The sequence below is a fragment of the Pseudobdellovibrionaceae bacterium genome, from assembly GCA_019637875.1.
Lineage (GTDB): Bacteria > Bdellovibrionota > Bdellovibrionia > Bdellovibrionales > Bdellovibrionaceae > JAHBUW01.
This window is the reverse complement of record JAHBUW010000014.1, coordinates 29,424-42,494: the sequence shown is the minus strand read 5'-3', so window position 1 is coordinate 42,494 and position 13,071 is coordinate 29,424. Positions and strand designations below refer to the sequence as shown.

Sequence of the window (13,071 nt, the reverse complement as noted above, 5' to 3'; positions counted from 1 at the left end):
GAACACGAATTATTGAGGAATGGAGCCCCCGACGTTCGTGGGGACTTTGTTTTCCGATAAGTTATATTATGTCACGACGACGAGATAGGATCTTTTAGCGTCGAGTTTCGCCCTCGACCGGTACACCTTCTTGGATTCCGCGTGTGGGCAACGCAACGGATTCTGGTGCGCCTTGAGCCTCTTTGGCGACCTGAATCGCGACGCCTAAGACTTCGCAGGTGACCCGGTGATCCTCTTTGTCTTTGCGGTTTTTGATGTTGGCCGTGAAGGCCCGATCATGCTCGATCTGATTCATTTCGTGTTCGCCATAACGAACCATCGCCGCGGCATCACAGGAGCGTTTGTGCTTCGCCATGAGTTCTTTGAACTGTTTTTTGTTCTCCGCATCTTTCATGAGCTCTTGATAGCGTTTTTTTGCGTCTTCGCTCTGTAGATTCGCGGTTTTGGCGCAGTCTTTTGACGCATTTTTGGTGCCGCGGACGCAGATCGCACGTTTGTCGGACTGGACGCCGAAGACGAGCGGATTGCACATCACCATGCCGCCGCCGCAGTTCGTTTCGGCGACGCCGTTCAGCTTCACGCCAAGGTCTTTTGCGTCTTTACTGGAGCGCACCGGCTGGCAAACGTTGTTCGCGCCATTCTTCGCCGCGAAACCCGAATAGAAACAGCGGGCGACCGCCTGATCCGCGGCCTGGCTGTCTTTTTTGAGTTGCTCCATCGAGCAGTTTTCAAGTTCACGCGCCGACATTTTCCGATTCGAACAAGGCCCACCTCCGGTCGTGGTCTCCCCGGCCGGCGTCGCAACACCTAGACCTCCGTTTGGGGTGTCGGCCGCAGTACCCTTCAGGCGCGCCCGCTCCAGCTCGGCTTGCTGCAGTTCGCGGCGCTTGGCTTCGACATTGGCGTCGGCACTGATTTGATCTTGGCGCAGGCGTTCGATGCTCTTTTGGGTTTCGCGGGTGGTGTCTTCATAACTCGGCGTCGCGGGGAGTTGATCCTCCATGAGTTTACGATCGTACTCGGCCCGGGCCCTTTGGGCTGCGGCTTCCCGTTCTTCTTCGATCTTTTTACGTCGTGCTTCAATTTCGGCGCGGACGCTATCTTGAGTTTCGGAGGCCGGAACCGCCACGCCCAAGGCCTGTTCGTTCGCGCGTTGACGGGCATCGACGTAAAGACGGGCGACCGACGGCTGATTCCGGAAATTCTCGGAGTTCATATAGGCCTCGAATTCTTGGCGGGTCGTAAATCCACTCGTCAGCGGATCGCGGGCGAGCTTTTCGCGAAGTCCTTTATTGAACGCGGGGTCGTTCCCCGTCGCCGCGTTCACCGCTTCGTTCAAAGCCGCATCCCGCGTCCCGCGCGATCGCGTGGGCTCATCGGCAACGACGCCCACGCCCCGGGTGCCCGGAACGACCGCGTCGTTTTGGGCCTTTAACCGCGCCGCTTCGGCTTTTTTCGCGATCTCGCGTTTGCGAGTCTCTTCGGCGACGATGGCTTCGTCCCGGGCTTTCACCCGCGCGGCCTCGCGAAGGCGGGCCTGTTCGTCGGCTTGCTTTTTGGCGATGGCCCGGCGGCGATTTTCCTCGGCCAAGATGTCCGCCGAGCTCGGGCCCGCGATCGTCGTGTCTTTCATGTATTTCGCGGCCTGGGACTTCGGGACCAGGACGCGTGGTGAGAAAGTGCCGTCCTTGTTTTTATCGCAGCCGAATTTACACGCGCGAGGGGATTCTTTCTCATAGCGGACTTCGCGATTGGGAACCCAGACTTTTTCCTCTTGCACCTCGGCCGGAACGGGCCGTGTGGAACGCCGGATGATCGGACTCAAGGTGCCGTCATCGTTGGTGACGCAGCCGAAAAGGCAGCGTGAGCCCGCGGGAAGCTTCTGTGTGTAGTCGACCTCGTCGACGTAATCTTTGGTCTGGGTTGAGCCCGCGCGGGTTTCGAGCGCGAAAAAGCAGGTCACGAGAGCAAGATAAACAAATGCCTTCAAGCCAAACCTCCATACCCCACAGAGACTCCATCCTTTCACAATTGAGAAAGCGGGGCCACGCGGGAAACGCGGGGGACGTTTTTGTGGAGTTGGCCTCTCAGAATGAGTCGCCGTTTGCGATTCCGGCCGGCGAGATCAAACGGTAGCGGGTGTTCTTCCCCGCCCCCGTCTTTTCAATTTGTGCGCTTTCGGAGGCGCGTTTCAGAAGCCGTCCGGCTTTGGCCAAAGAGGCCCCCAAAGCGACCGCGACCTCTTGGGCCGAGAAATCCTTCTCGCCGAAATGCGGACGCAGGGATTCAAGCACCAAGCCTTCCGTGGTCAACGGGAGCGGATGCACGCGTGCGAAAAGTTTTGTTTGTTCGCCGAGACGAATCCCGTAGCCGCCGTCGCGTTCTTCCAAACGAATGGGCCAACCCAAGGTTTCGATGAACTCACGCGCCCGCTTCATATTCTGGTGAACGCGGTTGACCGAAGACGTCGGGTTGAAATACTCGTCCGCAAAAAGGGCCGAGAAGATTTCCCCCACCCGCTGGGGTTTATAAAAGTCCCGCAAGAGCAGGACCAGGATCCGGTGCGAGATCTCGCCCACCTCGTCGCCGACGCGTAGAGGATCGATCTCGACGTGCGCCCCGTCGCCGTAACCGACCCAGCCGTCGGCCGGCGGGGCAAAACGCGTCGCGAACTCTTGCTCTAAACGACGTCGGTACGCGGGGTACGGGGTGCCGAAGTAAAGCCAACGGAACTCACGTTCGTTCGGCGCAATTTTAAGGCGATAAAAATCAAGATCGCGCAGGGTCTCCCAGTGTCCGAGTTTCAAGGCGCGGCCGCGGAAGTCTTGCAGGACCTCGGGATCTTTGCGCTCGAGCGCATCGACGATCGCGGTCCACTTTTCGACGAATAGACCCTCGACCGTTTCAAAGGATTGCAGCAGCTCTCGGGCTTCTTTGAGCTCTTGGCGCGCGGAACTCAGATCCCCGCGACCGATATGGATTTGCGAACGAAGCTCCAGCAGATTCGCCCACAGCAGGCTCTGCTGGTCGCGCCGAAGTTCTTCCAAAAGCGGATCCGCCACCGCGAGGGCGCGCGTATAGTCCTCAAGAAACACGAGGGCCGCGATCTGGTTGATGAGCCCGACGCGACGCTGGTAAACGTCCGTCAGTCCGGGATGCCGCAAATAAGACTCGATCAGCGTGAGTCCCCGTCCATAGTCCCACTGCGCGAAATGCGTGAAGGCCTGGTACAGGCGCGCCTGCGGAGCCGCATCCACGCCGGGGGCCTCCAGAAGCTCCAAGGCTTCGCGATAAGCGCCGATGCGGTGAAGGCCGACGGCGTACTCGCAGACCTCTTCCGGACTGGCGGGGGACTGCCGCAGCCCCGCCTCGGGACGGATCCGCGCGTGCAGCCACTTCAAGGTCAAACGGGGCCGATGCACTCGCCGCGCGAGGTTCGCCGCACGTAAAACGTGGGCCTCGTCCCAGCCGGTCAGGCGCAATTTTTCGAGTCGTTCTTGAACGTCACGCAGACGGCCCTCGCGAATCTGGATTTCCAGTTCGTCGAGGAGTCGGGTCGCCGTCAGTCGAAGGTCCAGAGTTGGAAGCCGAGTTTTTTCGCGGCATCGAGGTTCTCGCGCGCGATCTCAAAGACGTTGGCGCGGCCCGTGGGGGTTCCGCACTGCTGAATGCGCATCAAAGAATCGGGTTTATTCTCGGACGAGAACACTTCGATTCCTTTCAGCTCTTTTTGCATGGTCTCGAGGGAGATGGCTTTACCTTGATTGCACTGAAGGCTGCCATCGTATTTGAAAACGCGGATGCGATCGGTGACTTTAGCCATGGGAGCCTCCGGATTTTTCGTGGCCTTGGTTTCGGTCGTGGCCGCCGCCGCTTCGGCTTTGGTTTCGGCTTGATGTTTACGGCAGTTGCCCGAAGCGCAGCCGGCGAGCACCGCCGCCACGCCCACGAAAAGGATCAACTTCATCTTCACGGGACCTCCTTGGCCGGTAGAGATTTAGCGCAAATAAGGAATCAGCGAAGCGAGCTTCCAGCCCGCATTGATCGCGTAGACGTTTCCTTCGCTTGAAATCACGTACAGGTGATTGTTTTTTTCGTCGACGTAGGGCTGAGCGAGGATGCCCGACCCCGTGTCGAACTTCGCGACCTCGCGGCCCGTTCCGGCGTCCACCCAGGTCAGCGCGCCTTGCGAAGCGCCGAAAACGACGAGTCCGCGGCTGAGCACGGGCGCGGTCGGAAGCCCCGTCTTCAGCATCGCCCCCCAGACCTTTTGTCCGGTCGCTTTGTTCAGCGCCACGAGTTCGGATTCACTGGAAGCGTAGAAGATCCGATCCGCGGTGACGGTCATCGCGCCGTACCCGCCTTGATCGAATTTCCAGGCGACTTCACCCGTCGCGGAGCGAAGGGCGTAAAAGGAGTCGTCGAAACCGCTCACGTACAGGAATTCGTTTTCCACCGTGAGGGCCGAATCCAGATCGCGAAAACGTTTATTGCGATTGAGCTGCTTTTCCCACTTGAGTGCGCCCGTCTTGGCGTTGAGCGCGACGACCGAGCCGTCCGAGAAGCCCGCGTAGATGCTGCCGTTCTGATAGGCCGGCTTCGAACCGCCGCGGATACTGAGGGCCTGCCCGTCCTGGCGCGAATAAAGCCAAGCCTGTTTCCCGGTCTCTGCGTCCAGTGCGTACAGCGTGTTCGCGCCGGTCAAAAAGTAAACCAGACCATCGTGGAAATACGGATCGGCGATATTTTCGATGCGGGTCGGGAAGCTCCACAAGACCGAGCCGTCCACCGCGTTCACCGCATAGAACATGCCGTCGAGCCCACCGAAGAACAAATGCTCCCCTTGAAGGATCGCCCCCGCCTCGACGCCATTGGGGATCGGGCGACGCCAGATCTCTTGGCCATTGGCGCGGCGATAGGCCACGACGCCGTCGATGGCGTTGCCTTGGATCAGGGCCGGCCCCGCCTTGGGGTGTTCAAAAGCGATCGACTGGAAACGATTGATTTTACGGAAATTGAGGTTCGTTTTTTCGGGACCGCGTTTCACCCAGTCCACGGAAACCTGGAAGTGACGGCGGGGGCTTTTTTCGGTCAGTTTTTCAAGCTGCGCGCAGGCCGAAAGGGCTCCGGCCATCACGATCATCAGAACGAACTTCAAGTTCCACTTCAAAACGAACCCCGATCTATTTCGCCGCTTCGTTTTTCATTGCGAGCAGACGTAGGTACTGCGAAGCCGAGCGACCCGCAGCCGAGTCTTTGTAGTCGCGCTCGACTTCACTGTAGAAGCTCTGCGCTTTGGTCAGGTCACCCTGCGATTCCGCGCAAAGTCCCATCTTCAACTTCGCCTCGCCCTTCAGGAATTGGGCGTTCGGTGCGTTCGTGAGCTGTTGCCAGATGGCGGTGGCATCCGCGCAGTTGTTCGCATTCGCCAATTGCGTGGCGAGTTCCATCTGCACGAGCGCGCCCAGGAAAGTCTTCGGCGGCGTCACGCTTTTCAAAGTCGTGATGGCGGCTTCGGTCTGGTTGTATTCCGCCTGCAGGGACGCCAGATTCAATGCGGCCATAGAGCCCGCGGTCGAGCCGGGATTTTGTTTTGCGAAGTCCGCGAGCTGCGCGGTCACGTCGCCGTAATCTTTTTGCAGATCGCCCGAGGGCTTCGCCGTCGGTGCGGGCGCCGGTTGATCGGGGGTCGCGGGCGGGGGATTTTTCGCCATTTCGAAATCGGCGCGTTTCTTATTCACGACCGCTTCGAGATCATAATATTTCGACTGAAGATCGAGCTCTTTGCTTTTCGCAAGCGTGGAGTAGATGGCGTATCCGCCCCCCACGAGAACCAAAACGCCAACGATTCCCGCAACCAGCGAGGTGTGTTTGGTGGTCCACTCGAAACCCTTTTTGAGTTCGGTGGTGACGATATCGAGTTCTTTTTTGGGTTTACGCAGAGTTGAAGCGGGCTTATTCGAGTCCATCCATCATCCTTGGTTCAAAGTCCGGATATTCTCTATAAGCCCGTTCGGGGCGTCAACCAATTAGCGGTTGAAGACTTCCTTCAAAGTGCCGAAATTGCGGATCGATTTCCCCGAATGCCGCTGCTTCAGGCGACCGACGGTTTCGATGCGATGCTCTGCCAGACGGTCCGCGGCAAGGTGGGTACCGATGCCGTCGCGTTTGGCAATTTCAAAGACCTGCATGCAGTTGTCGTAGACTTTACGGGTCTTTTCGAACGAACGATCCGAGCTGTAGCCCTCGAGCTCCACGAAGACGTTCATCAGGCCGCCGGCGTTGATGACGTAGTCGGGAACATACAGGATGCCGAGTTCACGCAAATGGTCACCGTGGCGCTGCTCAGCAAGAACGTTATTCGCTCCGCCCGCGATCACTTGGCACTTCAATTTGCTGACGCTTTGATCGTTCACGACCGCACCCAGGGCGCAAGGCGCGAAGATGTCGCATTCGGTGAATGCGATCTGCTCCGGCGCGACCGCCGTGACATTGTACTGATCGACGTGGGCTTTGATTTTATCGGGATCAATGTCCGAAACGACGACTTTCGCGCCCTCTTGAACGAGGTATTTCACGAGGTGAGTACCGACGTTCCCCAGGCCCTGGACCGCGACGCGCACGCCTTTGAGGTCGTCCGTGCCGAACTTGAATTTCGCGCCGGCCTTCAGTCCCATCAACACGCCGTGCGCCGTATAGGGTGACGGATCACCCGATCCGCCGAAATCCTTCGGGATCCCGGTGACCCAGGGGGTTTCCATGAAGATGTACTCCATGTCCTGAACGCAGGTCCCAACGTCTTCCGCGGTGATGTAACGACCGTTCAGTGAGTTCACGAACTGGCCGAACGCGCGGAAAAGGCCTTCGGACTTTTGTGTTTTCGAGTCCCCGATAATGACAGCTTTTCCGCCGCCGAGGTTCAAACCGGCGGCCGCCGCTTTGTAGGTCATCCCACGGCTGAGGCGCAGAACGTCGATCAGAGCGTCATCTTCGTTTTTGTAGTTCCACATCCGCGTTCCGCCGAGGGCCGGACCCAGTGAGGTATTGTGGATGGCGATGATCGCCTTCAGGCCGACCGACTTGTCGTGGCAGAAAACCACTTGCTCATGATCGCCGTGCTTCGAGATGACTTCAAATGTCCCCATGATCTTTGACCCCTGTTCCTCAGTTGAGCATTCACTCGAGGCGGGAGCTTAAAGAAATCCAAAGAGTGGAGTCAAAAGGAAAAATTCCCCTCGGAGGGAGGAGGATTCGCGGCGCGTCCAATCACCTTGTGATCTTGCCGCGCGCAATCAAGGTGCGGGGTCGGGGATCAGAATGATGAGTCCGTGACCACCGTCTGCACCCGTGTCCCCACCACTTTTGCCGAGGCCCCCTTCGGCGATGCCGAACGGACGGTCGGCCATGCCGATCCCACCCGGAGTCGAACCACTACCGCTCTCTCCATAAAGCCAGTGAACATTCGCGGCCGTCGAGGAGCTGCCGCCGCCTCCGCCGGAAGAGCCGACGTCACTCTCCTGCGCTCCCGCGCCACCGCCGCCACCACCGTAGCCTCCGCCACCTCCGCCACCTCCGGTGGGGATCTGGTTGTCCAGCACAAGCCCCGGTGAGCCGCCGTTAAAAAAGGACGCCGGATCCCGAGTTCCCGAATCTCCCGCGCCGAAGCCTCCGGCTCTCAGGGCGCCCGCGCCGGCGGCCGCGGCGAACGAACCGGTGCCCGGACCTCCGCCCGAGGTGGAGGTTGCGCCGCGGCCGCCAGAAGAACCGGACGTCGCGCTGACGCCATCTTCGCCGAGATGAACGCCACCGGCGCCCCCGCGACCGCCGGTGGCCGGGGCGGTCAGCTGTTCGTCAGCTCCGCCGCCTCCTCCGCCCGCGCCGACGGCCACGAGCCAACTGGAGTCCGAGGCCCGCTGAATGGCACTCAGCCCGCCCCCGCCGCCGCCCGACGACGTATAAGACGAGGGAAAGATGATCAGAAAGGTGTGCAGGAGCGCGCGCCCGCCGCCCCCACCGCGCCCGACATAAAGATTCAGAGTCTCTCCCGGTGTGACGTCGAACTGCACCACACTGTAGGCCCCGCCGCCGCCCGAGCCGCCCGTGCGCGGAGCTCCGGCCGCACCTTTACGGGCTCCGCCCCCACCTCCACCGCCGGCGCCCCAAATACGGGCGGTCAGTCGGGTGACTCCGGGCGGGACGGAATAAGTTTGGAGCGATCCGGTCGCGTTGTAGACGACGGCGGGAGCGGGAAGCTTCGCGGTCCGCAGGATTCCGCCGTCGCAAGCCGAAAGCACTTGGGTGAGGGGGTCAAATTTGAGTTCCCCTTGAGTCGTGCAGCTGCCCAAGATCAACGTGTCCGTGGTTTGCCTCAGCCAGTCCGATCCGTTGCAAAGTCTGAAAGACCCGCTCCGATTCGCGAAAGTTCCGAGCTCCGCCGGGGTGCAACTCCCCGCCCCCGTCCCGCCAGCTTCGATGAAGTTCATTTCGAACCAGCGGACTCCATCGCAGAAATAAGGTTTCTGGGGTGCTCCCCGCAGGTTCACCTGGCCCGGCAGCCCCGCCGGCGCGCTACAGTCGGCCGAGGCCGAAGCGTGGATCAAGATGACCGGCACAATCGAAATCAAAACATGGAGCCAAGCCCGCGAACGGAAGAGCGAATTTCTCATGGGTTCTTCGATCTTATAGGAGACCCTGACGGAGGGTCAGCTGAAAACGCCGATCCGGAGAGCGGAGGGAAATCCCTCGCGAAAAGTCGGGTCTTTTCCCAAAACGGGGCGCAGGTTTTTTTCGTCCGGGGCCGATAACAAAAGGATGGGATCATTTGGGACCTCGTGGATTGTGACGGCATTGATCGTGGGAGCGTTGGTCCCGACCGCGCAGGCCGTGGAATGTCCGGTCGGTCGCTGGGTGAAGGCGACGACGACCGAGATGCAGTTTCCCTGGCGTTTGGGAAACACGAATAAAGAATGTCAGATCATGAATCCCGAAGCGTTGGTGAACCAGGGTGCGGTCGTGGTGGGTTGCGTTCCGGGTGAGCGGGGGACCTCTTACATCGTCGAGCCCCAGTCCCGGATCTTGAACAACTGCTTTAGCTTCGAACAAAAGCGCTTCAGCTTTCCGGCCAGTTCCTTCGCGGTTCAAGCCGAAGCTCCGCCCGTGCGTACGGCGGAAGTCAGCCGCCGCATTCAGCCGCGCGCGGACAACTTACCGGCCACTTCCCCCGACACGTCTCTCGCGGCCCCCAGCGGTACGACAGAGGCCAGTGAAACCGCGCCCGTGAATCGTCGCTGGACCGACGAAGAACGTCGCCAGAACCAGCTCGACAGCTATCGCCGTGGCGATCCCGTTTCCGTTTTGCTGGATGACTTGATGATCGAAAACACCGGCATCAAAGGCTCGGAAGACATCGATCGCTATCACATGTGTCTGCTTTCGCAAAATCCGGGCGAAAAATCCCAGCGCGAAAAATACTACGAAAATTACCGGGCGATGATCGCTTTCGCGAACCGCAGCTTTCGCGTTCCCATTGGTCTTTTGACCTGCACCTGCGGACGCGAATCCCGTTTCGATGGCCGCGCCAAAAATGGCGGGGCCACGGGGGTCTGCCAGGCGACCGGCTCCTTCCTGACCGAAGTGAACAAATGGATCGCGCGTCCGGGAAAAATCCAAAACGAATGGCGGGCTTACATCGATAGTCTCGGCGATCGCTTGGAGCATTCTTCATGTCGCAATTTGCCCGTCACGAAAGAGATGATCGCCCGCTGCCCCTCTTTAGGTCTGGGAACAAGTTCGATCTATCTGCGCCACATCTTTGCGCGCTTCGAAGGTAAACGCGACGAGATGAGCGACGAAGACTGGGCCCGTCAAAGCGTCGAAAGTTTCGCCGTGGCCTCGGGCGCGTACAACGTGGGCGTCACTTTCGCGGACAACGTTCTTGATGGTGTCAGTGACCGCAAACGCTGGCCCCAGCACCTTCTGAAAAAGACCTGCGAAAGCTGGCTCGTGCGCAGCGAGGATCCGGCGAAGCGCCGTCGCGAACTCGCGCGCGCCGAAGACAAATTCAAAGAGCTCAAAAACCATCTGGTCGCGCTTCGCAATTGCCTGCAGAAAGAAAACTACCTCGACCACCAGGGGAATCCCATGCGGGGCGAGTGTGGCGGCACCGAGGCTCAGAAAAAGAAACAGGTCGCGGGACTTGAACGCTTCAAGTCCAGTCTGCCCGCGCGCTGCGAGCACGGCCAAGTTTTGAACTCACGTCCGGCCGCAGCCGACAACGACGCTCGGGATTAAGCGAAGGATTCGTTCGCAATTATCGAATATCGCCGGCGCGTCTCGTGTGGGAGCTTGAAACCTCTCGGAGGTCCCCACGTGAAATGTCCCGTATGCAAAGAGACGAATCTGGTTCTTTCGGAACGTCAAGGTATCGAGATCGACTACTGCCCCGACTGTCGTGGCGTTTGGCTCGATCGCGGTGAGCTGGATAAAATCATCGAAAAAAGCGCCGCTTCCGTCGCTGCGGCGGCCGCCGTGGCAAGCGTGGCGTCCCCTCGCGAAGAACGATATGATCGCCATGACGAGAGCCGCAAACCCTATAAACGTCGTAAAAGTTTTCTCGAAGAGCTCTTCGACTAGTTAATCGAGCGTTTGAAGTCGGGGGTTCACCTCGACCTGTTCGATCAGAGCGTCGGCAATTTCCCCCATTCGCCGGCGCTCATCCCAGTAACGTCGCAGTGACTCACGATAGTCCGGCTTCACGAATCGATAAAACGCGACGAAGGGTCTTCCCGCGCGCAGACACTGACTCAGGATCTGCCCCTCATCGTCCGAGCGACTGAACAGTCCGTGTCCGAATATATTGATGAGAAGCCACGGATACCCGAAGATCCCGAAAATATAGAGCGGCCAGAGTCGGGCGCACAAAATCAGATGAAAGATATGGTCCGGCATCAGCGGATCGGCAAAATCAAACCACGAAAACGCCCGCTCATCGCGATCATCCCGATAACGGTGGGGCCAAGGTTTCTTGCGCGTCCCCGGCTGGTCGCGATCGAGATTTTGCGCGAAAAATCCTCTGCGCAAATGCCGCCAAAACACGCGCCGCGCGGCCTTGATTTCGCCTTGCCGCCAAAGACCCGCAACATAAGGTAAGAGCTGATCCCGCGTGAAGTTGCCGGGGTGATTCCAAGGCTCTTGAAAAGGATGTCGGACAAGGAAGCCCTTTTGTTCGAACAGGTCCAGCGGTTGCGCATGACCGAGCAGCGCCCAAAGGCCCGCGCGATTGGCCGAATCGCCGCCGTCCCCGGCCTGCGTGTCGACCAAAATGCCGTGGGCGTCGAACTTCAACATCAATTCGCAGAGTCTTCGACCGAGGGCAGGTTTTCCCACGCGGGCGTATTGGCGCGCTTCACCTGATAGCTCAAAAGCCCGATGACCAAACCGAAGCAAAGGCAAAGTCCCACGACCAGGGTCATCTTCAAGCGTTGGATCTGCTCGGCCTGGGATTTCAAAAGTTCGTTCTGGGTTTCGATTTGGGTGAGCAGGGTTTGCGACTGCTGGCGGATTTCACCGAGGTCCTGATTTAAAAGCTGATTTCGTTCTTCCAAATGAGCCGCAAAATCCGGATCCAGGACGGGGGATGAAAAATCGGTTTCGCGGGGGATGTCGACGACGCGTTCGACCGTCTTTTCCGTGACCTTTTCAACCTTGGTGACCACCCGCTCGATGAAAAACTGCGGACTGAGTCCGGGAAGTTTCTCTTGAACGATCATATACCACTGTAGAGCGCGCCAAATATGGGGAGGGGCGGTGTGGCCGGGCCGGGTCCAGCGATTCCAAGCCGAGGGGTCGACCATCAAAAGTTGGCAGATCTTGCGCGCATTCAAACCGAGCTTTTCGCGAACCGATTCCAAATCCCCGATTTGCTTCTGAATGACCTGGGTCTGCGCCTCATAAATGAGTCGAAGACTGGTTTTCGAGCGAAGTGCAGATTCGAAATCCGACTTCAAAAGAGGGGGTAAAACGTCGTTTCCGAGGGTGGATTTTAAATCGACCTTTGAAACCGAGGCTGCCTGCCCTGTCTTGGAACTCTCGCCCGGGAGGGGCTTTTGGGGGCCTTCTTTTTCGACATCCATGCCGTCTGGACCTTTCTGCAGACTGGTGATTCACATCATTTTCGTTGTGAATCACATGAAATCTCGATGTATTTCACAAGAAAGGGCTTAAGAAGTCAGGTCCAGTTTTGCTGGAAGTTGCGGATTTCCCTCAAGAATTCAATCCACCCCTACCCCTGGACCCCTTTTTACGATTCCGACTACAGCTTATAGTTATAAGCTGTAGTGCTAAGTCTATGTATTTACGATGATTTTTATATGTTCAGCGGATGGAAGAGTTGGGTCATCAGAATTGATGCGTTGTGTTTGGACCTCCATCCAGGCCCTTTTTCCTCTATTTTGAAATCAAGAATTCGCACTCGCGAGGTATATGCAGCGTGTCAAGAGTCCCCCGTTACGCACTGAATAAAAACAAGTATCTCCTCGACGATGAGCTAGCTCGTCTTCGGCAGATTTTTCGCTCTTTTCAAGACTCCGATCCCCGCAATGTTTTACTTTTAGAACTCGCTCTACAGACCGGGGCGCGGGCGACCGAGCTTCTGAACTGTCAGCGCTCGGACCTCATTCTCAACGACGAAACGCTCTTTATTCGGGGGATCAAGGGATCCAACGACCGCGAGATCCCCCTGCCCTCCAAGCTCTTCCAGCGGCTTCACCGCTACAATCAGGGCCTCGAGGGAACGAAGCTCTTCGACATCTCTTACGAACGGCTTTATCAGATCTGGCAGCTGTACCGACCCGTGCCGAAGAAGTTCCACTCGCTTCGCCACACCTTCGCGATCGAGCTCTATAAGCGCACGCGCGACATTCGTTTACTTCAGGTGGCGCTCGGCCACCGCAACATCGCCAATACGATGATTTACGCCGACTATCTCTACTCCAAAGAAGAGCTGCGTCGTCTGCTGGTCGAGATCTGAGAGCGGCAACTGGACCCGAACGAAAGAAAGCGAGCCAGACCATT

At 58.5% G+C, this 13,071-nt stretch carries 12 protein-coding genes; 3 read left to right on the top strand and 9 right to left on the bottom strand.

Going from position 1 to position 13,071, the window contains the following annotated elements:
• Window positions 1-94: 94 nt before the first annotated feature.
• The 7 genes from KF767_16055 to KF767_16025 all read right to left on the bottom strand — a co-directional run bounded on the left by KF767_16055 (window position 95) and on the right by KF767_16025 (window position 8,666).
• A complete protein-coding gene (locus KF767_16055; protein MBX3019401.1) occupies window positions 95-1,990 on the bottom strand; it encodes a hypothetical protein in 1,896 nt (631 codons plus the stop codon).
• A 97-nt stretch (window positions 1,991-2,087) separates the two neighbouring features.
• On the bottom strand, window positions 2,088-3,482 hold the full coding sequence (locus KF767_16050; GenBank protein MBX3019400.1) for a hypothetical protein: 1,395 nt from the start codon (window positions 3,480-3,482) through the stop codon (window positions 2,088-2,090).
• Window positions 3,483-3,562: 80 nt separating this feature from the next.
• Entirely contained in the window at window positions 3,563-3,967 is a 405-nt protein-coding gene (locus KF767_16045) for a hypothetical protein (protein ID MBX3019399.1), read from the bottom strand.
• 30 nt (window positions 3,968-3,997) lie between these two features.
• Window positions 3,998-5,143 (bottom strand): PQQ-binding-like beta-propeller repeat protein, encoded by a 1,146-nt coding sequence (locus KF767_16040; GenBank protein ID MBX3019398.1) that lies wholly within the window; start codon window positions 5,141-5,143, stop codon window positions 3,998-4,000.
• Between the two features lie 40 nt (window positions 5,144-5,183).
• Entirely contained in the window at window positions 5,184-5,969 is a 786-nt protein-coding gene (locus KF767_16035; GenBank protein MBX3019397.1) for a tetratricopeptide repeat protein, read from the bottom strand.
• Between the two features lie 60 nt (window positions 5,970-6,029).
• The gene (locus KF767_16030) at window positions 6,030-7,145 is read right to left on the bottom strand and encodes a Glu/Leu/Phe/Val dehydrogenase (GenBank protein MBX3019396.1); all 1,116 of its coding nucleotides are present in this window, start codon (window positions 7,143-7,145) and stop codon (window positions 6,030-6,032) included.
• A gap of 147 nt (window positions 7,146-7,292) precedes the next feature.
• Window positions 7,293-8,666 carry a hypothetical protein gene (locus KF767_16025; GenBank protein MBX3019395.1) on the bottom strand — a complete coding sequence of 458 codons (1,374 nt, stop codon included), beginning with the start codon at window positions 8,664-8,666 and terminating at the stop codon, window positions 7,293-7,295.
• 145 nt (window positions 8,667-8,811) lie between these two features.
• Between KF767_16025 and KF767_16020 the strand changes: the two genes are divergently transcribed.
• Both KF767_16020 and KF767_16015 read left to right on the top strand, forming a co-directional pair.
• Entirely contained in the window at window positions 8,812-10,290 is a 1,479-nt protein-coding gene (locus KF767_16020; GenBank protein MBX3019394.1) for a hypothetical protein, read from the top strand.
• Between the two features lie 78 nt (window positions 10,291-10,368).
• Entirely contained in the window at window positions 10,369-10,632 is a 264-nt protein-coding gene (locus KF767_16015) for a zf-TFIIB domain-containing protein (protein ID MBX3019393.1), read from the top strand.
• Here KF767_16015 and KF767_16010 read toward each other — a convergent pair whose 3' ends face one another.
• Window positions 10,633-11,346: a hypothetical protein gene (locus tag KF767_16010; GenBank protein MBX3019392.1), complete on the bottom strand. Its 714-nt coding sequence runs from the start codon at window positions 11,344-11,346 to the stop codon at window positions 10,633-10,635.
• The gene (locus KF767_16005; GenBank protein MBX3019391.1) at window positions 11,346-11,909 is read right to left on the bottom strand and encodes a hypothetical protein; all 564 of its coding nucleotides are present in this window, start codon (window positions 11,907-11,909) and stop codon (window positions 11,346-11,348) included. The genes KF767_16010 and KF767_16005 overlap by 1 nt, the downstream gene beginning before the upstream one ends.
• 578 nt (window positions 11,910-12,487) lie before the next feature.
• Between KF767_16005 and KF767_16000 the strand changes: the two genes are divergently transcribed.
• Complete coding sequence (locus KF767_16000) at window positions 12,488-13,027, top strand: tyrosine-type recombinase/integrase (GenBank protein MBX3019390.1); 540 nt, start codon at window positions 12,488-12,490, stop codon at window positions 13,025-13,027.
• Window positions 13,028-13,071: the final 44 nt, after the last annotated feature.